This window comes from Hydrogenophaga sp., from assembly GCF_041913525.1.
In the GTDB taxonomy this organism is placed as follows: domain Bacteria; phylum Pseudomonadota; class Gammaproteobacteria; order Burkholderiales; family Burkholderiaceae_C; genus Hydrogenophaga.
Genome location: NZ_JAYSFD010000003.1, coordinates 21,955 through 47,839, shown reverse-complemented (window position 1 = coordinate 47,839; position 25,885 = coordinate 21,955). Strand labels below are relative to the sequence as shown.

Annotated in this window: 21 protein-coding genes; 14 read left to right on the top strand and 7 right to left on the bottom strand. The window is 66.1% G+C overall.

What is annotated here, in order from left to right:
- Positions 1-3: 3 nt before the first annotated feature.
- On the top strand, positions 4-1,011 hold the full coding sequence (locus ACE3RQ_RS05195) for an L-threonylcarbamoyladenylate synthase (RefSeq protein ID WP_374521198.1): 1,008 nt from the start codon (positions 4-6) through the stop codon (positions 1,009-1,011).
- Between the two features lie 20 nt (positions 1,012-1,031).
- Here ACE3RQ_RS05195 and ACE3RQ_RS05190 read toward each other — a convergent pair whose 3' ends face one another.
- From ACE3RQ_RS05190 to ACE3RQ_RS05170, 5 genes are all read right to left on the bottom strand, one after another.
- Complete coding sequence (locus ACE3RQ_RS05190) at positions 1,032-2,177, bottom strand: SGNH/GDSL hydrolase family protein (RefSeq protein WP_374520607.1); 1,146 nt, start codon at positions 2,175-2,177, stop codon at positions 1,032-1,034.
- Positions 2,178-2,287: 110 nt separating this feature from the next.
- On the bottom strand, positions 2,288-3,265 hold the full coding sequence (locus ACE3RQ_RS05185) for a 2Fe-2S iron-sulfur cluster-binding protein (protein ID WP_374520605.1): 978 nt from the start codon (positions 3,263-3,265) through the stop codon (positions 2,288-2,290).
- A 52-nt stretch (positions 3,266-3,317) separates the two neighbouring features.
- Entirely contained in the window at positions 3,318-4,097 is a 780-nt protein-coding gene (locus ACE3RQ_RS05180) for an SDR family NAD(P)-dependent oxidoreductase (protein ID WP_374520603.1), read from the bottom strand.
- A 5-nt stretch (positions 4,098-4,102) separates the two neighbouring features.
- Positions 4,103-5,086: a Bug family tripartite tricarboxylate transporter substrate binding protein gene (locus tag ACE3RQ_RS05175; protein ID WP_374520601.1), complete on the bottom strand. Its 984-nt coding sequence runs from the start codon at positions 5,084-5,086 to the stop codon at positions 4,103-4,105.
- A gap of 41 nt (positions 5,087-5,127) precedes the next feature.
- Positions 5,128-6,402, bottom strand: coding sequence for a Rieske 2Fe-2S domain-containing protein (locus tag ACE3RQ_RS05170; RefSeq protein WP_374520599.1), 1,275 nt, complete (start codon positions 6,400-6,402; stop codon positions 5,128-5,130).
- Positions 6,403-6,570: 168 nt separating this feature from the next.
- Here ACE3RQ_RS05170 and ACE3RQ_RS05165 point away from each other — a divergent pair, with 168 nt between their 5' ends.
- Positions 6,571-7,320, top strand: a complete 750-nt coding sequence (locus ACE3RQ_RS05165) for an IclR family transcriptional regulator (RefSeq protein ID WP_374520597.1) — start codon at positions 6,571-6,573, stop codon at positions 7,318-7,320.
- Positions 7,321-7,324: 4 nt separating this feature from the next.
- Here ACE3RQ_RS05165 and ACE3RQ_RS05160 read toward each other — a convergent pair whose 3' ends face one another.
- A complete protein-coding gene (locus ACE3RQ_RS05160) occupies positions 7,325-7,594 on the bottom strand; it encodes a SemiSWEET transporter (protein ID WP_374520595.1) in 270 nt (89 codons plus the stop codon).
- Positions 7,591-9,090, bottom strand: coding sequence for a D-alanyl-D-alanine carboxypeptidase/D-alanyl-D-alanine-endopeptidase (gene dacB, locus ACE3RQ_RS05155; RefSeq protein ID WP_374520593.1), 1,500 nt, complete (start codon positions 9,088-9,090; stop codon positions 7,591-7,593). The genes ACE3RQ_RS05160 and dacB overlap by 4 nt, the downstream gene beginning before the upstream one ends.
- A gap of 49 nt (positions 9,091-9,139) precedes the next feature.
- On the opposite strand from dacB, the gene tsaB reads away from it, so the two are divergent.
- From tsaB to ACE3RQ_RS05095, 12 genes are all read left to right on the top strand, one after another.
- Positions 9,140-9,925 carry a tRNA (adenosine(37)-N6)-threonylcarbamoyltransferase complex dimerization subunit type 1 TsaB gene (gene tsaB / locus ACE3RQ_RS05150; protein WP_374520591.1) on the top strand — a complete coding sequence of 262 codons (786 nt, stop codon included), beginning with the start codon at positions 9,140-9,142 and terminating at the stop codon, positions 9,923-9,925.
- A 74-nt stretch (positions 9,926-9,999) separates the two neighbouring features.
- Positions 10,000-10,479, top strand: a complete 480-nt coding sequence (rimI, locus tag ACE3RQ_RS05145) for a ribosomal protein S18-alanine N-acetyltransferase (protein WP_374521196.1) — start codon at positions 10,000-10,002, stop codon at positions 10,477-10,479.
- Entirely contained in the window at positions 10,476-11,348 is an 873-nt protein-coding gene (locus tag ACE3RQ_RS05140; RefSeq protein ID WP_374520589.1) for a uracil-DNA glycosylase family protein, read from the top strand. Before rimI ends, ACE3RQ_RS05140 begins: the two co-directional genes overlap by 4 nt.
- A gap of 366 nt (positions 11,349-11,714) precedes the next feature.
- Positions 11,715-13,019 carry a capsule polysaccharide biosynthesis gene (locus tag ACE3RQ_RS05135; RefSeq protein ID WP_374520587.1) on the top strand — a complete coding sequence of 435 codons (1,305 nt, stop codon included), beginning with the start codon at positions 11,715-11,717 and terminating at the stop codon, positions 13,017-13,019.
- Positions 13,016-13,795 (top strand): ABC transporter permease, encoded by a 780-nt coding sequence (locus ACE3RQ_RS05130; RefSeq protein ID WP_374520585.1) that lies wholly within the window; start codon positions 13,016-13,018, stop codon positions 13,793-13,795. The genes ACE3RQ_RS05135 and ACE3RQ_RS05130 overlap by 4 nt, the downstream gene beginning before the upstream one ends.
- Positions 13,792-14,457 (top strand): ABC transporter ATP-binding protein, encoded by a 666-nt coding sequence (locus ACE3RQ_RS05125; protein ID WP_374520583.1) that lies wholly within the window; start codon positions 13,792-13,794, stop codon positions 14,455-14,457. The genes ACE3RQ_RS05130 and ACE3RQ_RS05125 overlap by 4 nt, the downstream gene beginning before the upstream one ends.
- Positions 14,454-15,560, top strand: a complete 1,107-nt coding sequence (locus ACE3RQ_RS05120; RefSeq protein WP_374520581.1) for a chain-length determining protein — start codon at positions 14,454-14,456, stop codon at positions 15,558-15,560. Before ACE3RQ_RS05125 ends, ACE3RQ_RS05120 begins: the two co-directional genes overlap by 4 nt.
- 5 nt (positions 15,561-15,565) lie before the next feature.
- Positions 15,566-17,347, top strand: coding sequence for a polysaccharide biosynthesis/export family protein (locus tag ACE3RQ_RS05115; protein ID WP_374520579.1), 1,782 nt, complete (start codon positions 15,566-15,568; stop codon positions 17,345-17,347).
- Between the two features lie 10 nt (positions 17,348-17,357).
- Positions 17,358-19,652, top strand: coding sequence for a glycosyltransferase family 2 protein (locus ACE3RQ_RS05110; protein ID WP_374520577.1), 2,295 nt, complete (start codon positions 17,358-17,360; stop codon positions 19,650-19,652).
- A 5-nt stretch (positions 19,653-19,657) separates the two neighbouring features.
- Positions 19,658-21,574, top strand: coding sequence for a glycosyltransferase family 2 protein (locus ACE3RQ_RS05105; RefSeq protein ID WP_374520575.1), 1,917 nt, complete (start codon positions 19,658-19,660; stop codon positions 21,572-21,574).
- Positions 21,575-22,193: 619 nt separating this feature from the next.
- Complete coding sequence (locus tag ACE3RQ_RS05100) at positions 22,194-23,243, top strand: glycosyltransferase (protein WP_374520573.1); 1,050 nt, start codon at positions 22,194-22,196, stop codon at positions 23,241-23,243.
- The gene (locus tag ACE3RQ_RS05095) at positions 23,240-25,885 is read left to right on the top strand and encodes a rhamnan synthesis F family protein (protein ID WP_374520572.1); all 2,646 of its coding nucleotides are present in this window, start codon (positions 23,240-23,242) and stop codon (positions 25,883-25,885) included. The genes ACE3RQ_RS05100 and ACE3RQ_RS05095 overlap by 4 nt, the downstream gene beginning before the upstream one ends.

Sequence of the window (25,885 nt, the reverse complement as noted above, 5' to 3'; positions counted from 1 at the left end):
CCGCTGCTGCTGCAAGCGCAAGCCCCCGCCGCCATTGAGCAGGCCGCGCAGCGCCTGGCCAGCGGCTCGCTGGTGGGCATGCCCACCGAAACCGTGTACGGCCTGGCCGCCGATGCCGACAACGCCACGGCCGTGAGCCAGGTGTTCGCCGCCAAGGGCCGCCCGGCCGACCACCCGCTCATCGTGCACCTGGCCCCCGGCGAGGGCGAGCACGGCTGGCGCGCGGGCGTTTCGCACTACGCGCACAGCGTGCCCGACTTCGCCTGGCGCCTGATGGAGGCCTTCTGGCCTGGCCCGCTCACCCTCATCCTGCCGCGCCGGCCCGAGGTGGCCGCCGTGGCCGCAGGCGGGCAAAGCTCGGTGGGCCTGCGCTGCCCTTCACACCCGGTGGCGCAGGCGCTGCTGAGCGCCGCCGCGCGCCACGGCGTGCACGGCGTGGCCGCCCCCAGCGCCAACCGCTTTGGCCGCGTGAGCCCCACCACCGCCGCCCACGTGGCCAGCGAGTTCGAGGCACTGGGCGATGCCGAGCTGCTGATCCTGGACGGCGGGGCCTGCCCGGTGGGCATTGAGTCCACCATCGTCGATGCCTCGCGTGGCGTGCCGGTGCTCATGCGCCCCGGCATGATCACGCCCGAACAATTGCAGGCCGTGGCCGGCCAGCCCATTCGCGCCCGCGACGAGGCCGCGCCCAAGGCCTCGGGCACGCTGGCCTCGCACTACGCGCCCAGCGCCAAGGTGCGCCTGATGGACGCCCAGGCCCTGCAAGCCGCGCTCGATTTGCTGGGGCCTGACGCCCGGCACATCGCGGTGTACGCGCGCACCCCGCTCAAGGCCGCACGCGGCGTGACCCTGCGCCCCATGCCGCTTGACGCGGCCGCCTGCGCACAAGACCTGTTCGCCGCCCTGCGCGAACTGGACGCCAGCGGCGTGAAGCTGATCTGGGTGGAAACGCCGCCCGCCGCGCCCGAGTGGGACGGCGTGCGCGACCGCCTGCAGCGCGCCGCCGCCTGAGCGGCCACGCCTGGGCCGGCTTACTTCCAGCCTTTGGCCACAAGGGCCTGCACCACGGTTTGCGCCATCAGCTCGTTGGTGCGCGGGGTGCCGTGGAAGTTGTCGGAGAACACATAGGTTTGCCACCAGCCGGCGGCGGTCTCGCCAACGGGCAGCGGCGGCGTGTCCAGCAGCGTGGCGGTGCAATTGGCGATGTCGTAGGTGGGCAGGCCCGAACTGTCAGTGCCCACGCGCGGGCACGCCGGCGTGGTGGCGTTGGTGAGGCCATAACTGGCCGGCGCGCTCACCCACTGGTTGAGCGAGGCGTAGAAATCCACAATGGCCACGCGCGACTGCGCGCCCAGGCGCGAGCGCAACTGGGCGTTGAAAGCCTGCACCCAGGCATTGACCAGGGCCTTCACGTCCGCCGCCACGGCTTCGCCGTCGCCGGGCGAGGCGCCCGGCTGGCTGTTCACTTGCAGAGCCACGCCGGCCAGCACCGCGAGGAAGCGCGGCGTCACGGTCACGTCGGGCACGGTGAGCACCACCACGCGGCTGGCGTCGCGGTTGAGCGCGTGGGTGGTGATGGCATCGGCCAGCTTGTCGGCCAGGCGCTGCATGTAGAGGGTGCCCACGGCGGGCAGGGTGCCTGCACCGGTGATTTCCTGGGGCGTGAGCAGTTCACCCGCCAGCGTGGTGAAGGCCAGGCCGCTGTCACCGCCCGCCGCCAGGTACTTGCCCGTCAGGTCGGCCACGTCGTTGCCACCGCCGTCCACCAGCAAGAGCTGGTCGGGGCTGTAGGGCTTCTCGGACGCCAGCGTGGCGAGCTGCTGCACCACCGAGAAGGGCGTGGTGTCGCCCACCAGGCCCTCGGGGTTGATGCGCGCCCCACCCACGCCATAGCTGGTGCAGGCCGTGGCCGTGGGGTTGGCCACCACCAGGCTGGCGCTCTGCGCGATGTAGCGCGGGCACAGGGCGGGCGCACCCACCGAACTCGTCACCCGCTCGGTCCAGATGGCGTTGCCCTGCACGGTGAACTTGAGGCCAGAAAAAGTGCCACTGTCGGCGAGGCTGTCGCCCACCACTTTCACCGACGAGGTGGTGACCGGTGGCGGGTTGTCCCCGCCGCCGCACGCCACCAACAGCCCCGTCACCGCTGCCACTGCCCACCACCGCACTTGCCGCATCGTTTGTCTCCAATTGAATTGCACAAAGTGGAATTGCGTCCCCATGCTAGGGGACGGACACCGGCGGCGAACAGCGGGTTTTTGCGGGGGCCGGCCGCCCCCGGTGTGCCTCAGGCGTCCAGCACCAGCCGCGCCGAGCGGCAGTGCGAGACGCAAATCATCATGGACTTGTTGGCCGCCCGCTCCGACTTGGTGAGGATGTGGTCGTGGTGGTCCACCTCCCCCTCGATCACGCGGGTCTCGCAGGCACCGCACACGCCTTCGCGGCAACTGAAGGCCGGGTCGCCACCCGCCTCCAGCATGGCGTCCAGCAGCGACACGCCTGCTGGCACCGCGAAGGTCTTGCCCGATTGGCGCAACTCCACCGTGTACGCGCCCGCTGCCGGGGCGGGTGCCTCGGCAGTGGGCGCGGCGGCGAAGCGCTCCAGGTGCACATGGGTCTGGCCCAGGGCCTCGCAGGCGCGCTCGAAGGCGTCGAGCATGGGGCCGGGGCCGCAGGAATAGAAGTGCGTGTCGGCGGGGCGGCCGGCCAGCAGGGCCTGCAAGTCGGGCGGGCCACCGTGCTCATCGTCGAAGCGCAGGCTCACCCGCAGGGCGCCGCCCGAGCGCTCGCGCTCAGCCTCGATGGCCTGCAGAAAAGCGGCCTCGCGCCGCGAGCGGGCGCAGTAGATCAACTGAGCCGGCCGGCCCAGCGCCACCAGGCGGCGGCACATGGCCAGCAGGGGCGTGATGCCGATGCCCCCGGCCAGCAGCACCGATTGCGGCGCGGCCTCGTCCAGCCGGAAGTGGTTGCGCGGCGCACCGATGGTGATGACCTGACCCACGCGCAACTGCTCGTGCACGTAGCGTGAGCCGCCTCGGCTGCGCGGGTCGTTCAGCACGGCCACCACGTAGCGGTGGCACTCGCCGGGGTTGGTGAGCGAGTAGCTGCGCACCATGCCGTTGCCCAGGTGCAGGTCAATGTGGGCGCCGGCCTCGACCTCGGGCCAGCGCTCGCCCTCAGGGGCGGGCCGCAGTTCGACGCTGATGATGCCGCGGGCTTCGTGGCGCAGGTTGAACACCAGCGCCTGCAAGGTGGGGGAAGACATGAGCAGAGGGAGAAAGAAAAAGAAAACGGGGCCCCGGCTGGGGCCCCGGGCCTCACATGATGTGCAGGCCACCGTCCACCAGCAGCGTGGTGCCGGTGATGAACGATGCCTCGCGCGATGACATCCAGAGGATAGGCCAGGCGATCTCTTCGGGGTCGGCCCAGCGGCCGATGAGCGAGGTGTCGCGCCGCTCACCCTTGAGCTGCTCCACGCTCTTGCCGGCCGTCTGCGCCCGGCCGACGTGAAAGTCGGTGAGCGTGGAGCCAGGGCAGACCGCGTTGGCGCGCACGCCATTGGGCGATTCCTCAAAGGCCAGCGAGCGGGTGTAGGCGAGCTGCGCGGCCTTGGTGGCGTCGTACAGCGCCATGCCCTTGCGGCCCGTGACGGCGTAGCAAGACGAGACGTTCACGATGCTGCCCTGGCCTGATGCGCGCAGCGCCGGCAGCGCCGCGCGGCAGTAGTTGGACATGCCCACCAGGTTCACCGCCACCATGGCCTGCCACTCGGCGGGCGTGGCGTTGGCGGCGGCGCTGTAGTTGCGCATGGCGGCGTTGTTCACCAGGGCGTCCAGCCCGCCCCAGGCGGCCACGGCCTGGTCCACCGCCGCCTGGGCGGCGGCCTCGTCGCTCACGTCGGCGGCCACGGTGAGCACGCGGGCATCGGGGTGGGCCTGAAGCAGCGCGGCCTGGGTGCGGGCCAGGGCCTGGGCGTCGGCGTCCACCAGCAGCACGGCCGCGCCCTCTTGCACGAACACGCGCGCCGTGGCCGCGCCGATGCCGCCACCGCCACCGGTGATGAGGGCGCGGCGGCCCGCCATTCTGGGTTCGCTCATGCCGCTCACTCCGCCTTGGCGCCGGTGTCTTTGATGACCTGGCCCCAGCGCGTGATCTCGGTGCGGATCCAGTCGCTGAACTGCTTGGGCGAGCTGGCCACCACGTCGAACTCCATTTCGACCAGGCGCGCCTTCACCTCGGGCGAGTTGAGGATCTTGACCATCTCCTGGTTGTAGCGGTTGACGATGTGGGCAGGCGTGCCGGCCGGGGCCAGGAAGCCGATCCACGAGGTGGCCTCAAAGTCCTTCAGGCCCGACTCGCTGAGCGTGGGGATATCGGGCGTGCTGGGGAAGCGCTTGTGGCCAGAGGTGGCCAGCAGCTTGAGCTTGCCTTCCTTCACGAAGCCCTGCACGTTGCCGGGCACGAAGAAGCCGGCCTGCACATTGCCCGCCACCAGGTCGGCCACGGCGGGGCCGGCGCCACGGTAGGGGATGTGGGTCATGCGAAAGCCGGCGGCCGACTTCATCATTTCCATGGTCAGGTGCGAGGCGCTGCCCATGGACACCGAGCCGTAGGAGTACTTGCCCGGGTTGGCCTTGGCCTTGGCGATGAAGTCTTGCACCGAGGTGATGCCGGTGGCGGGGTTCACCACCAGGTACTGCGGGGCCTTCACCGCCAGGGTGATGGGCGCCAGGTCTTTGGTGGGGTCGAACGGCATCTTGTCGAACAAGGTGACGTTGATCGCCAGCGGCCCGTTGTAGCCCACCAGCAGGGTGTGGCCATCAGGCGCCGAACGCACCACGTCCAGCGCGCCGATGTTGCCGCCCGCGCCGCCTTTGTTCTCCACCACGAAGGGTTGGCCAAACACCTCTTGCAGCTTGGGCGCCACGATGCGGGCCAGCACGTCGTTGGTGCTGCCCACGATGGGCACCACGATGCGCACCGGCTTGCTGGGCGCCCAGTCCGCCTGGGCCCAGGCCGCGCCGCACGCCAAGGTGGTGCCCAGGGCGATGGCCGCCGCCGCGGCGAGTTGTCGGAAGTTCTTCATGGTTGTCTCCTGTGTTGTCGTGGGGAAAAAGTGGCCGGGGCTCAGAGGCTGATCACCGGCTTGTCCAGGCTGTCGGCCAGTTGCTCGCGGGCCCATTCCACCGGGTCTTGCTCGCGCGGCAGCAGCACGCCGGCCGGGCGCACGCGCTGCACGCTGGCGTCCAGGGCGGGCGGGGTGTGGCCCTCTTGCAAGCCCAGCGCGGCCTCTTGCAGCATTCGCCGCGCCATCACGATGGCCTTGTCGGTGGGCAGCAGTTGCTCGGCCTCGTGGTCTTGAATGGGGCCCATGCTTTCCTGCAGCGAATAGTCTTGTGCCGAGAAGCCGAACACGCCGCTATACGAGCGCTTTTCCTGCTGGGCCACGCGGTCGATCATGTAGTCGTTGTCGCGGTTGGCCTTGGGCACGAAGCTGCCCGGGGCTTCGTACTCCACGTGAATGCCCTGGCCGGCTCGCATGGCGTCCAGCTCTTCTTGCGTGAGCGGGCGGTGCGGTTGCCAGTTGATGCTCCAGGCCCAGCAATTTTCGTCGTCAATGGGCACCCACACGTGGCCGCCCAGGGCGTGCTCGCCGAACGGGGCGATCAGCGTGAACCAGGGGAACAGCCACTGGGTGATGCGCCAGTAGTAGCTGTCGGGCTCGCCGTTGCGGCGGCCAAACAGGCTCAGGCCGAAGGGCTGCTTCTCGATCTCGAACACCACGTTGCCGTCGGCCTTGATGTAGTCCAGTGCCTTCACGCCTTGGTGCATGGGGTCGGTGTCCACCTCGTAGCGATGCACGTACGACACGTGCGCCGTGTCGATGCCGCCCTCCATGGCCTGCAGCCAGTTGGAGTACTGCAGGCGCTTGGACACGAACACGTGCTCGGGCGGCAGGGTGCACCACTCCAGCTCGGGCGGGGCGGGCTGCTCGTTGGCGGGGCCCATGTAGGTCCACACAATGCCGCCGCGCTCGATGCAGGGGTAGCCCTTGATGTGCATGCGCGCACAGGCCTGGGGAGAAGACGGCACGTCCACGCAGTGGCCCATGCCGTCGAACTTCACGCCGTGGTAGGCGCAGCGGATGCCGTTTTCTTCATTGCGGCCGAAGTACAGCGACACGCCACGGTGCGAGCAGAACTCGCTGATCAGGCAGGCCTGGCCGTCGCTGTTGCGAAAGGCCAGCAGCTTCTCGCCCAGCAGCTTCACGCGCACCTGCGGGCCATCGGGCTCGGCGATCTCGCTGGACATGAGCGCGGGCACCCAATAACGGCGCAGCAGGTTGCCCATGCGGGTGCCGGGGCCGACGCGGGTCAGGGTTTCGGACATTTCTTTGTTCATGGTGTTCTCCTCGGGGGGCGGGGCGACGGGGTCAAATCTGTACGCCTGTTGAGACGACAGTCCATTATGGAAATGCGATTTGATCCAAGTCAAAGAAAATGAACACAATGTCCACACAGCGGACAAAATCACCCTAAAGTCGAGGGCTTGGCCCCGCCCAGCACCACCATGGAACCGAAAAACAAAGACACCGAGGGCGTGCGCGCTGTCGACCGCGCGCTCGACATCCTGCTGGCCTTTCGCCAGGGCGACCGCAGCCTGAGCGCCAGCGAATTGCTCAAGCGGGTGGACCTGAGCCGCCCCACGCTGTACCGCCTGTTGCGCACGCTGGAGATGCGCGGCTTCATCCTTGCCTCGGGTGAGCCGCAGCGCTTTCAGCTAGGGCCGTCGGTGGCGCACCTGGCGCACGTGTGGGGCTCGGGCACCAACCTGGCCGATCTGGCGCAGCCGGTGATGCGCCGCCTGTGGGAGACCACCGGCGAGACCGTGGCCCTGCTGCTGCTGCGCGGCAGCGAGCGCGTGTGCGTGGCCGAACTGCCCAGCCCCCAGCCCCTGAGCTTCAAGCGCGGCGTGGGCCACAGCGAAAACGTGGTCAACGGCGCCAGTGGCCGGGCCATCCTGGCCTTTGTGCCCGATGCCGAGCCCTATCTGCAAGACAAGGTGCCGGCCGCGCAACTGCCCGCGCTGCGCCAGGCGCTGGTGCGCATCCGCGACCAGGGCTACGCCATCAGCCGCGACGAACTCATCAAAGGCGCGGTGGCCATGGCCGCCCCGGTGTTCGCGGGCGACCAGCGCGTGCTGGGATCGCTGGCGGTGTACGGCCCCAGCGCGCGGGTGGACGACGCCGCCATGGAGCGCATCGTGGCCCTGCTGGGCGAGGCCGCGCACGAACTCTCAGCCCTGGCCGGCGCGGGCTGAGGCCTCAGCCCGGCGGGCGCCGGCCAAAGCGCAGCTTCATCACCAGGATGGCCAGCGCCAGGGCCAGGGTGATGGCGTTGGCCACCACCACCGGCCAGGCGCGCAGGCTCAGGCCGTACAGCAGCCACAGCGCCACCCCCAGGGTGAAGGCGCTGTACATGCCCAGCGAAATGCCGCTCACGTCGCGCGTGCGGAAGGTCAGCCAGGCCTGCGGCACGAAGCTGGCCGTGGTGAGGAAAGCGGCGGCGAAGCCAACGGGTTCGGCCCAGTTCATGGCGCGGCGTCCGACAGGTTGGCCGCCCACTCCACCAGCGCCTCCAGCGCCGGGCGCGCCGCGCTGGCGTTGGGGTGGTTGACGAAGCCCACCACCGCGTAACGCACACCCCCCGGGCCGTTCACGTAGCCGGCCACGCCCACCACGTCGCGCAGCGTGCCCGTTTTCAGCCAGGCGTTGGCGTGCGCGGCCTGGCGCGGGTCGCGCCCGTAGCGCTGGGCCGTGCCCTGCACACCGGCCAGCGACAGGCTTTGAATGAACTGCTGCCCCTGCGGGTGGCGCGCGGCGTGGCGCAACAGGCCCGCCAGCGCCTCGGACGTTAGGCGCTCGTCGCGCGACAGGCCCGAGCCGTTGTCCAGCACCGGCTGGGGCAAGCGCTCGCCAAAGGTGCGCCGCCACCAGCCGGCCACCACGGTGCGGGCGCGCTCGAAGCTGCTGCGCGGGGCGGCGGCGGGCGCGGGCTGGGGCACCGGGTCGGGCGCGAGCTGGCCCAGGGTGAGGAACACCTGCTGCGCCATCACGTTGTTGCTCCACTGGTTCACGTCGGTGATGATGTCCGCCAGCGGCAGCGAGCGCGCCTCGTGCAACAAGGTGGCCCCAGGCGGGGTGAGCCCGCCGCGCACCACACCCGTGAGCAGGCCGCCGCTGGCGCGCCAGATGCCTTCAAACGCCCGCGCCGCGTAGCTGCCTGGCTCTTGGTAGGCCACCGGCCACTGCAGCTCACCACAGGCGGCCGGGTAGCGCCCGGCGAAGCGAATGGCGTCCGGGCGGCCGAAATCGGCGCGCAGGCCGCTGCGCCAGTCGCCACAGCGGCCCTGGCCCAGGGGCACGGTGGCGTCAATGGCCACGCGGGCCAGGGGCGGCTCGCTCACCACCCGCGCCACGCCGGCGGCCGGGTCGGGCACGAAGCGCAGCAGCACCGACTTGAAGTTCACCAGCAGCGCGTCGGGCGTGGCGTTGTAGGGCCGCAGGGCCTCGCCGTCGAAGGCGCCGGGGTCGCGCTCGGGCACATCGAAGGCGCTGTGGTCCAGCACCATGTCGCCCAAAATCACCGACACCCCGCGCGCGCGCAGCGCCCCGAACGCCTCTTGCAGCCGCTCGATCACCAGCTTGGGGTCGCCGCCGCCGCGCACGTACAGGTTGCCGCGCAGGGCGCCGTTGTCCACCACACCATCGGTGTAGAAACCGGTGCGCCAGGTGTAGTCAGCCCCCAGCAAATCAATGGCCGCGTAGGTGGTGACCAGCTTCATCACCGAAGCCGGGTTCACCGGCTCGCCGGCCTGGTGGCGCAGCTTCACCGCGCCGCCCGAGTCCACCGCCACCACCAGGGCCGACATGGCCGAGGGCGGCACCTGGGCGCGCTGCAAGGCGCCGTTCACCGAGGCCGGCAAGGGCTCGCGAAATTGCGCGCAGGCCGGCAGGGCCAGGCAGAGCCACAAGCCCGCGACCAGGCGCGAGCGTGTCCACAAACGAAAGCGGTCAGCGAGGCGGGGCATCGCGGCATTATCGACCTGCCCCATGACCGGCGTGGCCGATAATCCGCCGATGCCCCTGCCGCCCCCACCGCCCCGCTTCCTGGCCATTGAAACCAGCACCGACACCCTGTCGCTGGCGCTGGGCACCGGGCAGCCGGGCGACCCGGTGTGGGCCCACAGCGGCCCGGGCGCGGCGCAGGCCTCGGCCACGCTGCTGCCCGCCGTGCAACACCTGCTGACCGAGGCCGGCTGGGCCTTGGCCGACCTCAGCGCCATCGCTTTTGCCCGAGGCCCCGGCTCGTTCACCGGCCTGCGCACCGCCTGCGCCGTGGCGCAGGGCCTGGCCTATGGCATCCGCACCGACGCCCACCCCGAAGGCCTGCCCGTGCTGCCGGTGGACACGCTGCTGGTGCTGGCCGAAGAAGCCCGCCACGCCCACGAGGCCGACGGCCTGTCCGCGCCCCGCACCCTCGTGCCCCTTCTGGACGCGCGCATGAACGAGATCTACCTGGCGGCCTACGCCCTCACGCCGTCAGGCCTTGAGGCCGTGGCACCCGCCCGCCTGTGCGCGCCCGAGGCCCTGGCCAACTGGCTGGCCCAGCCACCGGTGCAGGCCGACGATCACATCCTGCTGGCCGGCAACGCCTTCACCCCTTACGCCGAGCGCCTGGCCCACGCACCCGGCCAGCGCCGCACCGCCCTGCCCACCGCCACCGCGCTGCTGCGCCTGGCCCCGGCCCTGTTCGCCCAGGGTGCGGCCGTGCCCGCCAGCCAGGCCATGCCGCTGTATGTGCGCGACAAGGTGGCCCAAACGACCGCCGAGCGCGAGCAACGCGCCCAGGGGGCCACGCCGTGAACACCACCGCCACGGCCTTGCGCTGGCCCGAGCCCGTTACCGCCTCGCCCGCGCGGCGCGTGCACTTCGTGCCCATGCGCGAAGACGCGCTGGACGCCGTGCACGCGGTGGAGGTCACCGCCTATGCCCACCCCTGGAACCGCCGGCATTTCCACGATTCGTTGCACTCGGGCTACCCGGCCGTGATGCTGCTGGGTGAGCCCCTGCCCGGCGACGCCGGCCTGCCCACCGTGCCCGGCGGAGAGGTGCTTATCGGCTACCTCGTGGCCATGCCCGGCGTGGAAGAGGTGCACCTGCTCAACATCACCGTGGCCCCGGTGCACCAGCACCAGGGCTGGGCGCGGCTCATGCTGGACGCGCTGGTCACCTGGTCGCGCGGACAAGGCGCCAACACCCTGTGGCTGGAGGTGCGACAAAGCAATGCCCCCGCGCGGCGCCTGTACGAACGCTACGGTTTTCGGCAAGTGGGCGTGCGCCGCGGCTACTACCCGGTGAGCAGCTTCGAGCGCGAAGACGCCATCGTCATGAGCCTGGGCATCGGAGGCCAGCCATGAGCGAGCCCGACACCAGTTACGTGGCCCAGCTTGACCCGCGCCAGCGCGCCATGCTGGCCGAGATGGGCGTGCGGGTGTGGGCGCCAGCCGCCACCGAAGCGCCCGCACCAGCGCCAGCACCGGTGCCTGCGGCACAGCCAGAACCCGCCATCGCGCCCGCCGCACCCGCCGCGCCCGTGGCTGCGCCGCCCGCTCGCCCCTCGGCGCGCCCGCCCGAGCCAGCCGCGCCACCCACGGCCACCCCGGCCCCGATTCAAGCCCCCCCTGCCTCAGCCGTGGCCAGCATGGACTGGCCCGAGCTGCAAGCCACCGTGGCCGCCTGCGAGGCCTGCGGCCTGTGCCGCAGCCGCACGCAAACCGTGTTCGGCGTGGGCTCGACGCAGGCCAATGTGATGATCGTGGGCGAAGCCCCGGGCGAGCAGGAAGACCGCCAGGGCGAGCCCTTCGTGGGCCCGGCTGGCCAGTTGCTCGACGCCATGCTGCGCGCCATCCAGCACGACCGCCAGGCCACCGACGAGCGCGGCGTGTACATCGCCAACGTGCTCAAGTGCCGCCCGCCAGCCAACCGCAACCCCGCGCCCGATGAGGTGCTGCGCTGCGAGCCTTACCTGGCCCGCCAGGTGGCCCTGGTGAAGCCTCGCGTGATCATCGCCATGGGCCGATTCGCGGTGCAAAGCCTGCTGAACACCACCGACCCCATCGGCCGCCTGCGCGGCCGCGTGCACCACTACGAAGGCGTGCCGGTGGTCGTCACCTACCACCCCGCCTACCTGCTGCGCACCCCGGCCGACAAGGCCAAGGCCTGGGCCGACCTGTGCCTGGCGATGGACACCTTGGCCGCGGCCTCCACCGTCCACCCTGCGGGCTAACGCCCCCACATCTTCTCCTGCGGGCCGCCAGACCTGGCCTGGGCCAACCCACGCCCGACGCCCAGCCGAGCCCGTGAATTGCCTCGTCCGTAGGGCTGTCAACGAGCCGTCCCCACTGCGGGCTACGCCAGACGAATTAAGGCACACCCACCTAGGCTGCGCCTTCGTTTTAAAGCCGCCAATTTTTCACGCTAAAGTTTCTCCGCCTCTTCACTAGGCTCATTTCCTTCAGGTCAAACACCTACAATATCGTCCAGATTACCTACAAGCCAACGCACACCACGAGCCGTGCGAACTGGCCACAGCGACAAAAAGAAAACGCCCTGTCAACGGGCAATCGCTGGAAATTCAAGGAAGGACGCCCCATTGGCAAGATGGCTGACCAACCCGCTGCCTGAGGCTGGCACGGCCGCCTCGCCCGCACCCGCACACCCGCCAGCACTCGCGGCGGTGTCATCCAATCCTGCCCTGCTGCGCCTTGCCCACGCCAAACGCGTGCTCCTGCTGCAAGGGCCTGTGGGCCCTTTTTTCGATCGCCTCACGCGCTGGCTGCGCACCCAGGGGGCCGAGGTGCACCGCGTGGTGTTCCACCCCGGTGACAAGCGCGACTGCCAGGCCCTCACCCCCATTGCCTACTCCGGCGGTCACGGCGAGTGGCCCGCTTTTCTGGACGAGCTGATTCAACGCCTGGGTATCGACACCCTGGTGCTGTTCGGACAAGCGCGTCGCTTGCATGCCCTGGCCATCGCCCAGGCAAATGCACGAGGCCTGGCAGTGGTGGTCACCGAAGAGGGATACGTCCGCCCGGGCTACATGACCATGGAACTGGGCGGCGTGAACGGGTTTTCGAACACCCTGCAGCGTTACCAGTGGGTGCCGGTGTCACCGGGCCCGCGAGTGCAGACACAGCGACCGGCGCCGTCTGATCACCATTTCCGCCAGATGGCCTGGTTCGCCTGCCGGCACTACTGGCACCTGCACTGGGGCCAGCCGCTGTCTGCCCACTACCAGCACCACCGCCCAACCGACGTGGTGCACCACAGCCGCTACTGGGTGACCTCGTGGCTCAAAAAGCACTGGCGGTGGCTGCCCGACCACGCCCGGGTGAAGGCCCTGGCCGACCAGCCCTATTACTTCGTACCCCTGCAGCACGACGGCGACTCTCAAATCACCCACCACAGCCGCTTCGACAACACCACCGACTTTCTGGTGGAGGTGGTTACGTCCTTTGCCCGTCATGCGCCCGCGCACACCCGCCTGGTGGTGCGCCAGCATCCGCACGCCCGTGGCGGGCGCGGCCCGGCGCGCTTTCTGCGCGAACTCACGCGCCAGCTCGGCGTGCAAGACCGCGTGGTGTACCTGGTGGAAGGCCACACCCCCACGCTGGTGACGAATGCCCGGGGCGTCGTGGTGATCAACAGCACGGTGGGGCTGCAGGCGCTCATGCGCAACAAGCCCTTGGCGGTGCTGGGCGATGCGCTCTACAAGCAGCCCAAGCTGTGCTTCAGTGGCCCGCTGGACGACTTTTGGGCCAGCACGCCACCGCCCAGCCCTGAGCACACCCACCACTTCATCGAACAGCTCATCGCGCTCACCCAGGTGCCCTGCCACGTGTACGACCTGGCCAGCGAGCCGCTACTCTGGTCGGTGCAAGCCCACCCCGCGCCATGAGCCGGTCTGCCTGGCACATCACCTGGTCGGTCTGGCACGCGCTGCTGCTGCGCGAAGCGGTGGCGCGCATGTTTTCGCGACGGGGCGCAATCATTTGGCTGCTGATGGAGCCCGTGTCGCAGATCGGGTTCATGGTCGCGATGTTTGGGCTCATCCGGGCGACGCACGTGGGCGGCATGGACACCGCACTTTGGCTTACCTCGGGCATGCTGGCCTTCTTCCTGTTCCGCCGGGTTGCGACGCAGGGCGCCGCCGCCATTGGCGCCAACCTGGCCCTCTACACCTATCGACAAGTTCGCCCGGTGGACACGGTGCTGGTGCGCAGCTGGCTGGAGGGCTTGGTCATGCTGCTGACGGCCGTCATTGTCTTTGCCGGCGAAGCGCTGCTGGGGGTGCACCTCCAGCTGGAAGACCCCCTGTTGGTGCTCAACGCCATCCTGGGCCTGTGGCTGCTGGGGCTGGGGTGGGGCCTCGCGGCATCGGTTGCCTCTGAGCTGATTCCCGAGGCGAAGGAGATTCTGAATTTGGCCATGATGCCGCTGATGGTGATTTCGGGAGCGGTCTTCCCGCTCGCCGCCATTCCCCATGGGTGGCGCGAATGGGTCATGTTCAACCCGATCGCGCACGGGGTTGAAGCCGTGCGGGCCGGCATCTCGCCCTACTACCACCACGCACCAGAGATGAGCATGGGCTTTATTTACGCCTGCACCCTGGTCCTCATTTTTCTTGGCCTGGCCCTGCAAGCCCGGTTTCGCTCTCGACTGATTTCCCTGTGATTGAGCTGCGAAACATCTACAAGCGCTACCAGACCGACCACGGCGCAGGCCCTTGGGTTCTTCGAGACATCCAACTGATGATCCCGAAGAACACCAATGTGGGCCTCATCGGCAGAAACGGCGCGGGCAAGTCCACCTTGCTTCGGCTCATCGGCGGGGCAGATCAGCCCACCCGCGGCGAGGTGGTGCGCGCCTGCCGCGTGTCCTGGCCGATGGGCTTTGGCGGCGGTCTGCAAGGCTCGCTAAGCGGGCGGCAGAACGCCAAGTTCATCTGCCGCATCCACGGCCAGCAAGACAACATGGGGCCGATCCTCGACCGCATTCAGGCCTTCGCCGAGATCGGCCGCTACTTCGACGAGCCCGTCAAAACCTACTCCAGCGGCATGAAGTCGCGCCTGCAGTTCGCGCTGTCGCTGGCCTTTGATTTCGACGTTTACATCTCTGACGAGGTCACCTCCACCGGCGACGCCGCCTTCCAGGCCAAGGCCGCCAAAGCCTTCAAAGACCTGGTGGGCCGCTCCAGCCTGATCATGACCTCGCACAGCGCCACCACCCTCAAACAGTTCTGCACCGCGGGCATCTGGCTGCACGAAGGCCAGGCCCACTGGTTCGACCGCATCGACGACGCCCTGGCCGCGTACCAAGAAAGCATTTCCGCATGAGCCTTCTCTCTCGCCTGCCACGCTGGCGCAGCGCCCCCGTGCTGTGGGCCGCCGCGCTGTTCATTGCCCTGAGCACCGCCTACTGGCTGGCAGTGGCCTCTGACCGCTATGTGTCAGAGGCCCGCGTGACCCTGGCCCGGGCCGACCTCTCCAGCGGCCAGACCATGGACTTCGCCAGCCTCATCAGCGGCGCCACCGGCGGCAACCGGGCCGACCAGCTGCTGCTGCGCGACCACCTGCGCTCCATCGACATGCTGCGCAAGCTCGACGCCGAACTCAAGTTGCGTGAGCACTTCAGCGGCCAGGGCGACTGGCTCTCGCGCCTGTGGCAGACCGACGCCCCCATCGAAGAATTCCACCGCCACTTCCTCAAGCGCGTGAGCGTGGAGCTGGACGAGTTTTCTGGCGTGCTGGTGATCCAGGCCCAGGCCTACACGCCCGAGATGGCGCAGGCCATCACCACCGCCCTGCTGGCCGAGGGCGAACGCCACATGAACGCGCTGGGCCACGAGCTGGCGCAAGAGCAGGTGCAGTTTCTGGAGCGGCAGGTGGGCGAACTCAACGAGCGCGTGAAGCAGACCCGCGCCGCCGTGCTGAGCTACCAGAACCGCAAGGGCCTGGTCTCGCCCCAGGCCACGGCCGAGAACCTGGCCGCCATCGTGGCCCGGCTTGAGGCCCAGCTGGCCGAGCTGCAAACCCGCCGCACCGGCCTGCAGAGCTTTCTGCAACCCAAGGCACCGCAACTGGCCGAGGTGAACGCGCAGATCGCCGCCGTGGAAGACCAGCTCAAGCGCGAACGCGCCCGCCTGGCCGCGCCCGAGGGGGGCACGCTGAACAAGACGGTGGAAGAGTTCCAGCGCCTGCAACTCGACGCCGAATTCGCCCAGCGCGTGCTCACCACCGCCCTCACCTCGCTGGAGCGCGGCCGGGTGGACGCCTCGCGCACGCTCAAGAAGGTGCAGGTGATGCAGTCGCCCAACCTGCCCGAACACCCGCTGCAACCCCGCCGCCTGTACAACGCCACGGTGTACGCGCTGGCCGCCTTGCTGGTGGCCGGCGTGCTGCAACTGCTGCTGGCCATCGTGCGCGACCACCAGGACTGACCCCCATGCGCCTTTCTTTTTGCTCTTGCCTGCCCGCCCTGGCCCTGGCCCTGACCATTTCCACCGCGCCAGCGGCCCACGCCCAGCTCACCGCCGAACAGCAGCAAGCCCTGCAAAACGCCATCAATGCCCAAGGCGGCAGCGCTGCCAGCCCGGCGCTAAGCACCTCGCCCCAAGCCCCCGGGCGCACCGGCTCGCTGTTTCAGGGCCGCGCCAGCGCGCCCAGCCTGGGCGCAGCAGCAGCGCCACGCGTGACGCCCATGCCCACAGCGGCCCCCCTGGTGAGCAGCGACGTGTTCGGCGCCCAGCTCTTCACCGGCGCATTTGCCCGCGAGGGCGCGACCGTGTTCAACCCCGACTACGTGGTGGCCACCGGTGACAGCGTGCAGGTGCGCCTGTGGGGCGCGTTTGAATTTGACGCCCAGCTCGTGGTGGACCCGCAAGGCAATGTGTTCGTGCCCAACGTGGGCCCGGTGGCCGTGCGAGGCGTGCGCAACGCCGACCTGCAAGCCACGGTGGCCCGCGCCGTGGGCCGGGTGTACCGCTCCAACGTGAGCAGCTACGCCAGCCTGGCCGAAGCCCAACCGGTGCGCGTGTTCGTCAGCGGCTTCGTGCCGCGCCCCGGCCTGTACAGCGGCACCAGCATGGACAGCCTGCTGCACTACCTGGACCAGGCCGGCGGCATCGACCCCGAACGCGGCAGCTTTCTTGAGGTGCAAGTGCAGCGCAACGGGCAGACCCGTGGCCGCGTGAACCTGTATGACTTCCTGCTGCAAGGCCACATGCCCACGCTGCAACTGGCCAGCGGCGACGTGATCTTCGTGCCCCCGCGCCAGAACACCGTGAAGGTAAGCGGCCTGGCCGCCAACGCCAGGCGCTTCGAGTTCAGCGGCGAGCGCCGCACCGTGGCCGACCTGATGGCCCTGGCCAAACCCCAGGCCGCCGCCACCCACGTGCGCGTGGTGCGCAACACCGGCACCGTGCGCAACACCGAGTACTACGCCCTGGGCGAGGCCGCGCAGGTGAGCCTGGGCAACGGCGACGAACTCGAATTCACCGCCGACAAAAAGCCCGGCACCATCACCGTGCGCGTGGAAGGCGAACACGACAGCCCGCAGGAATACGTGCTGCCCTATGGCAGCCAACTGGGCGACCTGCTCAGCCGCATCCAGCTCAACGACCGCTCGCAGATGCAAAACGTGCAGCTCTTCCGCCAAAGCGTGAAGCAGCGCCAGAAAGACCTGCTGGCCACCAGCCTGCGCAGCCTGGAAACCGCCCTGCTCACCGCCCGCAGCGGCAGCGGCGAAGAAGCCTCCCTGCGCACCCAAGAGGCCAATCTCACCCTGCAGTGGGTGGAGCGCGCCAAGCAGATCGAACCCCTGGGCCAGGTGCTCATCGCGCAAAACGGCAACCGCAATGAGCTGATGCTGGAAAACGGCGACGTGCTGCGCATCCCCACCCGCGACGGGCTGGTGCTCATCAGCGGCGAAGTGCTGTTCCCCAACAGCGTGGCCTTTGAGCCGCGCCTGAGCGTGAACGACTACATCCAGCGCGCCGGCGGCTTCACGCAAAACGCCGACAACGCCCGCGTGGTGGTGGCCCGCGTGGACGGCAGCTTCGTGCAGGCCGACGCCAGCGACCTGGACCGCAACACCCGCGTGAACGCCGGCGACCAGGTGCTGGTGCTGCCCAAGGTGGACGTGAAGAACCGCCAGTTCGCGCTCGACATCACCCGCATCCTGTCGCAGATCGCGATCACGGCGGGCGTGGTGTTTGGCATCAACTGAGATGGCAGGCGTGAGTCCTGAGATGGCCAACCACCAGCCGATCGCCCTCACCTGGCGGCAGCGACTGCGGCTGCAGTTCACCGCGCAAGACCTGGTGGCCAGCGTCCAAATCGAGGCACCCGAGGCAGGGTCTGCGCACCCTCACCTGGCCATCGGGCCTGATCCGCAGTTCCGCCTGCGCCCCCCCTTGCCAGCGGGCTGGTACATGGCCGAAGTGGCCTTGGAATTCCCTGGAGGACAAGGCCAAGCGCGCTTCTATCTCGACCAAGGCCACGGTGAAAGCGAAGACCTGTCGTTCGGGCTGCCGGTTCGTTCCGGCCAGGTGTGCAAGAGGCTGCTCCGCGTAGACCACAACGCGCGACTTCGCTTTGACCCGCTGGCCCATGCGGGACCTTTCACCTTGAGGCATTTCCGCCTGGTTCGCATGCTGGAGCGCTCGGCCTTGCAGCGCATACAACGCAAGCTCAGACGGCTGCACCCACGCCACAAGGCCGCCACCACATGGCCCGACCCACAGGCCTGTTGGGCCGACTACAACGCGCTGTTTGAATTCACCGCCGAAACCCCGCAAGACTACGCGCGCTGGATCGCCGAGGTTGAAGCGCCACAAACCCCGAGCCTCACCGAGCAGAAAGCGCGCTTGCAGGCATGGGCCTTGCAGCCACGCTTCTCGGTGATCGTGCCCACCTGGAACACGCGGCCGGAGTGGCTTCGCGAGTGCCTGGACAGCGTGCTCGCCCAGACCTACCCGCACTGGGAACTTTGCATCGCCGACGATGCCTCCACACACCCCGAGGTGCGGCAGATCCTGGCCGACTACGCCCAGGCCGACGCGCGCATTCGGCCGGTGCTGCGCGAGCGCAACGGCCACATCTCGGCCGCCAGCAACTCGGCGCTGGCCCTGGCCAGTGGCGACTTCGTGGCACTGCTCGACCACGACGACACGCTGGCCCCCCATGCCCTGTTCGCCGTGGCCGAGGCACTGCAAGCCCGCCCCACCGCCCAACTGGTTTACTCAGACGAAGACAAGCTCGACGAGTACGGCGCGCGCTGTTCGCCTTTCTTCAAACCCGACTGGTCGCCCGACCTGCTGTTCTCGCAAAACTACGTATCGCATCTGGGCGTGTACCGCCGCGAGCTGGTGCAGCAAGTGGGCGGCTTTCGCGAAGGCTTTGAAGGCAGCCAAGACTATGACCTGCTGCTGCGCTGCATCGCCCAGACGCCAGACCCGGCCGACATCGTTCACGTTCCGCAAGTGCTCTACCACTGGCGCATGGCCGAGGGCTCCACGGCCCTCGGCCACGACCAGAAGGACTACGCCAGCGAAGCCGGCCGACGCGCCCTGCAAGAGCACATGGACCGGCACCACCCGGGCACAAGCGTCAGCCTGATCGCCCCTGGCATCTACCGCAGCCACTGGCCCCTGCCCTCGCCACCCCCGCTGGTGAGCCTGATCGTGCCCACCCGCGACGGCTACGAACTGCTGAAAACCTGCATCGACTCGATCCTGCAAAAGACCGACTACCCCGCCTACGAAATTCTGGTGGTGGACAACCAGAGCCGCTGCGAACAAACGCTTGCTTACCTCTCGGCACTCGCACAGTGCGGGCAACAAGCCCACCCCTCTGGGCTCCCGTCCAGCCGGGTTCGCGTGCTGCGCTACGACCACCCCTTCAACTACTCGGCCATCAACAACCACGCCGTGGCCCAGGCTTACGGCAGCGTGATCGGCCTCATCAACAACGACATCGAGGTCATCTCACCCGATTGGCTCACCGAAATGGTCAGCCACGCCGTGCGCCCCGACGTGGGCTGCGTGGGCGCCAAGCTGCTCTACCCCGACGACACCATCCAGCACGCCGGCGTGGTGCTGGGCATTGGCGGCGTGGCCAACCACGCGCTGCGCCAGCTGCCGGCCTCATCGCCGGGCTACTTTGGCCGCCTGTGGGCCACCCACAACCCCAGCGCCGTCACAGGGGCCTGCCTACTGATGCGAAAGGCCGTGTTCGACGAAGTGGGCGGCCTCGACGCCGAGCACCTGCGCGTGGCCTTCAACGACGTGGACCTGTGCCTCAAGGTGCTCGCGCGCGGCTACCGCAACCTCTGCACGCCCCACGCCCTGCTGTACCACCACGAATCGGCCACGCGCGGGCCCGACCAGACCCCCGAGAAGCGCGCGCGCTTCGAGAGCGAAGTGAATGCCATGCGCACGCGCTGGGGTGCCCTGCTCGACCGCGACCCTGCCTACAACCCCAACCTCAGCCTGATCCACTCCGACTACTCGTTGGGGATGGTCACCCCCTGATTGCCGTGACCACCGTGCCTGAACAAGCCCCCCATCCCACCCTGCCTGCGCCCGGTTTGCCCACGGTGGGCATTGCCGCCATCTTCAAGAACGAAGGCCCTTACCTGCTGGAATGGATCGCGGCCTGCCGCCTGGCTGGCGCCCACCTCATCTGCATCGCCGACAACAACAGCACCGACGGCTCCACCACCTTGCTCGCAGAACTCCACCGGCAAGGGCTGATCGTGCACATCCCCTTCCCCAGCGAAGAAGGCAAGCCTCCCCAGCTCAGCGCTTACCGCGAGATCATGAGCCGCCACGGCCAGGCGGTGGACTGGATGGCCTTCATCGATGCGGACGAGTTCTTCCGCTTTGATCCACCCACGCTGACGCTGCCCGCACTGGTGGATGCACTGGGCCAGGCGCCCGACGTGGGCGCCATCGCCATCAACTGGGCGATCTACGGCTCTGGGCATCAGGCGGGCTACGAAGACGCTCCGGTGGCGGCCCGGTTTCGCTGGCGTGCCGAGCCATCGGTGATCGACAACCACCACTACAAAAGCCTTGTTCGCACCCGGGCCTACGCCAACACCCACGGCACGCCGCACATGTTCTCGCTGCAGAACGGCTTTCGCTATGTGCTGGCCGATGGCACCCCCCTGCTCCACCACCCCGATCGCGGAGTGGGCCTGAGCGATCGCGTCGTGTGGTCGCCGGTGCGGCTCGACCACTACGTGCTCAAGTCAAGAGAAGAGTTCGACGCCAAGAAGCGCCCCAACGGCAGCGCCACCACGCCCGGCCGGGTGAAGGGCGACGCCTACTTTTTTCACCACGACCGCAACGAGGTGGAAGACCCCGCCTCAGGCGACCACCTCGCCCGCCTTCAGAAAGAGATCGTGAAGCTCAAGTCCATCCTCCCTCGGCACCTGCTCGATGCCGTGGCCTTCCGCCAAGGTGCTCCCCGCCCTCGCGTGGATGAGCCCCCCCTGGTGGGACACGTCGACCAGGTAACCCTTGATGCGCGTCGGCTTAGCGTCTCCGGCTGGAGCCCCCTGATCAGCACCGCCGAAAGCCCGGCGCTTCTGATCGAGTGGCCCGGTGGATCGGCCATCAGCTCGACGCTGGTGAAGCGTGAACGGCCCGACGTGGCGCGCCGCTTCCCCTCGGCCGGTCTTCATTGCGGCTTTCTCGCCGAGTTCGCCCTGCCCCACGACGCACTGCTGGCGGCCGACCTGGACACCAGCACCTTCCACGCCGTGGACGGCGCGCAAAAAGCCAAGCTGTCGGGCAGCGGTCACGCCCAGTGGCGATACACCGGCCCCAACCGGCCGCAGCAAGCCGCAGCAAACAGCACCCCCGACCAGCCCGCCATGCCCGCGGCCTGCATTGAGCTGCTCACCTCTGCCCTGGGCGCTTCGCGCGTATATCTTGAATACGGCTCGGGCGGCAGCACCCTGCTGGCCGCGCGCTCGCCGGCCGAACACATCGTCTCGGTGGAAAGCGACCCGGCATGGCTCAAGGGCGTGCTCGACAAAGCCTTCGCCATCAAGGGCGCCAAAGACCGCCTGCACCCCATGCACGTCGACATCGGCCCCACCAAGGCGCTGGGCTACCCGGTGGACGACTCGCACTGGAAGAACTATTGGCAATACCCCCTGTCGCCATGGGCGAAGTGCCAGCAGATGGGCCTGGCGCCAGACCTGGTGCTGATTGACGGCCGCTTCCGCCTGGCGTGCTTCCTTGCCACGCTGCTCAACGCACCCGCGGGCTGTCGCGTCTTGTTTGACGACTACACCGACCGCCCCCACTACCACGGTGCAGCAGCCCTTCTCAAGCCGCTCACTGAAGTGGACCGCATGGCGGTCTTCGTCGTGCCGCCAGTCCGCCCCGAACCCGCCCAGATCACGCACGCCCTCGCCGCCGCCATGGGCGACCCGCGCTGACGCCCCGTTATCGAACCCAACCCACCCCATCCAACCGTGAAACTGTTTCAGACATCCACCAAGCAGCCCGTGCAGGATCAAGCCCCTGATGTTCAGGCCACCCCCCACCGGGTGGGCCGCGACAGCAACGCGGTGCAGCTCGAGGTTAAAGCGTGGCACAGCAGCGCCCAGCGTTGCGCTAGCGCGCGGCAATACGGATACCCCCTCAACCTGCCAGAGATAGCGCTGGCCGGGCCAACATAGGCACCCAATGTGGCACATCTGCTGGTGCTCCACATGACTTTAGGTTGTCTATGGATTTCGTCGCAATCGGTGACTCCATTCACAACTAGGCCCGAGTGGACAGCGTCTTGATCCAAGAGCAGTCACTGCGATCAACACAGCCCCCGACCAGAGCGCTCAATCACAACATCCGTGCTTCTGTACCCACCCCCTCGAATGCTCCCCTTGCCCGAAGCCCTTGGCTGCAGTGGCTGGACCTTGCTCCTTAGAAATCCTGTACCCCACTCATTTGAAGTGTCTATTGCGTGGATGTTGATTTGGGTCCTACGACTTCGGATGCCAAAGAAAACGATGCGGACATCTCCATTCTTTTGCAATTGCCATCACGAGAAATTCAATGAGACGCAAAACCATTTGTTTTATATCTGAAACAGGACAGGGCGATCGACCATTAAACGATCCATCTGTTCGGTATCGCGCATATCATCCCGCTGAGGCGCTGCTGAACGCAGGGCACTTCTGCACCATCTACTCTGCTAGTCAGTTCTATAAGAACCCTTGCTTCGACTACGACGTCTATATCTTTCATCGGCCCAACATGGCTCGCGCGACGTTTCGCCAAGTCGTCACAGGTCTGAGAAGGCTCAAACGCACGTTGATTGCAGACTATGACGACCTCATTTTTGGCAACGAGGAGCTTGCGCTTGACTCGTCGGCAGTCAAAAATCGCACCCTAACTCCCGAGCGTGCGATTGATGCATTTGCAAGCAATCTCGAAGGACTAATATTCTTCGATAAAGTCACCGCGTCTACTGCACCGTTGGCAGATCGAGTGCGGGAATACAACCCGGACGCCCAAGTTATGGTGGCACCCAATATAGTTTCCAAATCTGTGATCTCGTTTCATGAGTCGCTTGGGACGCCATTAAGGAAACGCCCTTCTTGCACAATCGGTTATTTTGCTGGTACCAAGAGCCACGACCGAGACTTTCCCGTGGTCGAAGCAGCCCTCCATCGTGTACTCTCGGAAAACAGGGACTCCAAGCTAATGATCGTGGGCCCGGTTGCCGTGCCAAGAAGCATCGCATCGCTCCCGAACGTCTCAATCGCGCCGGTAGTAAATTATTTGCGGCTACCGGGATTAATGACCAAGTGCGACACCGTTATCGCCCCCCTTGAAGACAGCGCGTTCAACGCATGTAAATCAAGGGTCAAGTTCTTGGAGGCCGCACTTTCGGGTTGCCGACTTGTTGCCAGCCCGATTCCAGACATGCAGGCTATCGGACCAAATCATTTAACACTTGCAGCCGATCTAGACGCTTGGTATGAAGCCTTATCCGAGCCACTAAACAGCACCACCCAGCGCGCACTGATTGCGCGCAACTTTACATTCCTAAAAGAAAATAGTACCGTTGAAAGCTACATTGCGCTGGGAGAACTTCAATGAGAGTCCTTTTCTATATCGAGCCACATCCTCTTCGCGACGAAAAGACTCATTTTCATTCAGTGGCCAAGGGTTTTCTACCTCTATTATCAAACAGCCCACAGATTGACGCCAGGATGTTTGCCAATCGCGCCACATTCTCCCTAATCAAAGAATCGATTACACCTCATGAGAAGCATTTGATCCATTCAACAAACGAGGAGGAGGAAATCTTTGACCGTTACAACGTGAACTGGCTTTCAGAGGGAATTCCTGTGTGGCTTGATCTCATGGCAGGCACGGGTAAGGTCAGCGAAGATTACCAAAGGGTTCTGAAACGGATCTGGCAGCGTTTCCCCTTCGACATCATCGTTCATTGGGGAGAGAACGGCGCCGTGACAGAATTTATCAAGGATCGCGCGATCACCCGGATTGCGATGGAGCTCGGATGTACACGACCGCCATTCCTTGACACTGTGGTGATGGATCCATACGGTACCAACGGCGCGGGGGTGGTTCCTAAACTCTCAATTACTGATATACGCGACATCGTTGGGGGCATACCAATGTCGCGACAAGAAGCACTGCTGGCATATTCTCAGAGTATTGAAGCCAAGCCTTATGCCCAGCAATTTCAGCCACTACCTGGCGATTGCATTCATCGGATTTCCAAGGCAAAAAAGCTTGCCTTTCTACCGTTACAACTTTTCGACGACGCCAACCTGCTGCGATTCTCTCCTTACGACACGCTGAGCGATGTCGTGCTTGACACGGTACCGAAGTTGGTTACTGCGGGATACACCGTCATCATCACGCCGCATCCCGCTACCAGGCATCGACCTCAAGGGGCGTATACGACAGCAATGGCCAAAGCTGCTTTGAGTGATTGGGCTGAAGGGGTAATCTGGCTTGAGCCTGGGAGTGAGCGCCCTGAGAACTCCCAGTTGATATCAATGTGCGATGTTGTACTGACGGTGAACAGCTCGGTTGGTTTTGAAGCCCTGTACTTCGACAAGCCAGTGGTCGTGCTGGGCGAGGCAGTCTATAAACCTCGCGATCTGTTCCCTACTCTGGACGATTTCCTTGAAGGACGATTCGATCATGCAGCGTATCTCCAAGGGATTGGCTGGTTGCGTCGTTTCTTCCTCGGGGGATATCTGCAACCGCAGCGAGTTCGTTCCGAAATTTCGACTTTCGAGCGATTAATCGCATTGATGGACCGACTTTACCGCCATCAAGGGGACAACCCAGCCGCAGTGGCCAGAGGCTTCTGGGAGGTCACCTCACCCTCGATCCAAACGCACGCCGAATCGCTGGCCTTTTCCGGAAAATCAGAACCTGGAAATCAAGAATTCCACGCCCCACGCATCCCAGACAATAAGCCCAACACCGAGATCCAGCGTGAGCTTGAGGATAAAATTGCCCCCTGGATACCTGCGACACGCCGCCTAATCACGCAAACAGAACTCAATACCACACAAACCTTCACTCGATGGTTAAATGAAACCTTGGCGACCCCAGGCGGCATAGAAAAAATTGTTATTACTGGGAATATCCTGAACCCAGAACATTATTTGGACTTACACCCCGACGTCAAAAGAGCAGGAATTGATCCGCTTACTCATTATGTTTTGTATGGCCTCGGAGAAAAACGCGCCCCTCAGGCTCGCCTTCCAGGTGTCACGCAACAGGAGTTGGTAGAAAATTTGTCCACGGCGGCAGATTTCCTCCTGTCAATGGGCAGCGATTACCTTGCCGACCATCCGCTTGAAGCGGAGGAGTCAGCTCTGCGTGAAAAGGACTTGAAACAACTGCGGGACCAGATCGCGCGCAGCGGTCGACGTATTGCAGTTGTCGCGCATCTGTATTACCGCGATTTGGTCCCCGATATTCTGGAAAGGTTACAAATGATTCCAGAAGCATTCGATCTGATCGTCACGATGCCCACGTGGGGGGCTCGACGCATTGAGGAAATGGTACGAAAAGTTTACCCGGCAGCCGCATTCTATCGCGCCGCTAATCGAGGACGCGATATTGGCCCGTTTTGCGATCTATTGCCAGTGCTCATGAGTAAAAATTACGATGCGGTTCTGAAGATCCAGACCAAGCGTGGTTATTACGTGGCGGGGAAACTGCGCTCAGAACTCGGTGACCTCTGGCGCGAGGAAGCCTTCGATGCTTTGCTGGGAAGTCGTGAGCGGATCTCGGCCATCCTAGATGCATTCCGTTCTAGGCAACATTTGACCATGGTCGGTCCCGAGCCTCACTATCTGGGACTGAAAGAGTACCCCTATCACGATCAGGGCGTGCTCTCGCAGTTGGTACTTGGCGAAGCAGAGGCGGAGGGTTTCTTCGCTGGCACGATGTTCTGGGTTCGACCCCATTGCCTTCAGCCGCTAGTGGACGAACTAAAGCTTTCAATCACCTCCTTTGCGCCTGAGACGGGGACAAATGATGGTGCCCTGGCGCACTTGATCGAGCGTCTATTTGGCCATGCAGCAAGTGCGGCCGGGTGGGTTATGTCTGCCCCCCTGACACCTGATGCTCCACTTAACGAAAAACCGGAGCCTTTGGCCATAAAGATGCATGTTCGAATGGAGCAGGCTTTGCAGAATAAGCGAGCACCGATGGCGAGTTCAACGAGAAAAGGGGCATTAGCATGGTGA

Coding starts and splice junctions, on each gene's coding strand:
- ACE3RQ_RS05190 (WP_374520607.1), bottom strand. CDS start 2,177: ATGCGGCAAGTGCGGTGGTGGGCAGTGGCAGCGGTGACGGGGCTGTTG.
- ACE3RQ_RS05185 (WP_374520605.1), bottom strand. CDS start 3,265: ATGTCTTCCCCCACCTTGCAGGCGCTGGTGTTCAACCTGCGCCACGAA.
- ACE3RQ_RS05180 (WP_374520603.1), bottom strand. CDS start 4,097: ATGAGCGAACCCAGAATGGCGGGCCGCCGCGCCCTCATCACCGGTGGC.
- ACE3RQ_RS05175 (WP_374520601.1), bottom strand. CDS start 5,086: ATGAAGAACTTCCGACAACTCGCCGCGGCGGCGGCCATCGCCCTGGGC.
- ACE3RQ_RS05170 (WP_374520599.1), bottom strand. CDS start 6,402: ATGAACAAAGAAATGTCCGAAACCCTGACCCGCGTCGGCCCCGGCACC.
- ACE3RQ_RS05165 (WP_374520597.1), top strand. CDS start 6,571: ATGGAACCGAAAAACAAAGACACCGAGGGCGTGCGCGCTGTCGACCGC.
- ACE3RQ_RS05160 (WP_374520595.1), bottom strand. CDS start 7,594: ATGAACTGGGCCGAACCCGTTGGCTTCGCCGCCGCTTTCCTCACCACG.
- dacB (WP_374520593.1), bottom strand. CDS start 9,090: ATGCCCCGCCTCGCTGACCGCTTTCGTTTGTGGACACGCTCGCGCCTG.
- tsaB (WP_374520591.1), top strand. CDS start 9,140: ATGCCCCTGCCGCCCCCACCGCCCCGCTTCCTGGCCATTGAAACCAGC.
- rimI (WP_374521196.1), top strand. CDS start 10,000: ATGCGCGAAGACGCGCTGGACGCCGTGCACGCGGTGGAGGTCACCGCC.
- ACE3RQ_RS05140 (WP_374520589.1), top strand. CDS start 10,476: ATGAGCGAGCCCGACACCAGTTACGTGGCCCAGCTTGACCCGCGCCAG.
- ACE3RQ_RS05130 (WP_374520585.1), top strand. CDS start 13,016: ATGAGCCGGTCTGCCTGGCACATCACCTGGTCGGTCTGGCACGCGCTG.
- ACE3RQ_RS05120 (WP_374520581.1), top strand. CDS start 14,454: ATGAGCCTTCTCTCTCGCCTGCCACGCTGGCGCAGCGCCCCCGTGCTG.
- ACE3RQ_RS05115 (WP_374520579.1), top strand. CDS start 15,566: ATGCGCCTTTCTTTTTGCTCTTGCCTGCCCGCCCTGGCCCTGGCCCTG.
- ACE3RQ_RS05100 (WP_374520573.1), top strand. CDS start 22,194: ATGAGACGCAAAACCATTTGTTTTATATCTGAAACAGGACAGGGCGAT.
- ACE3RQ_RS05095 (WP_374520572.1), top strand. CDS start 23,240: ATGAGAGTCCTTTTCTATATCGAGCCACATCCTCTTCGCGACGAAAAG.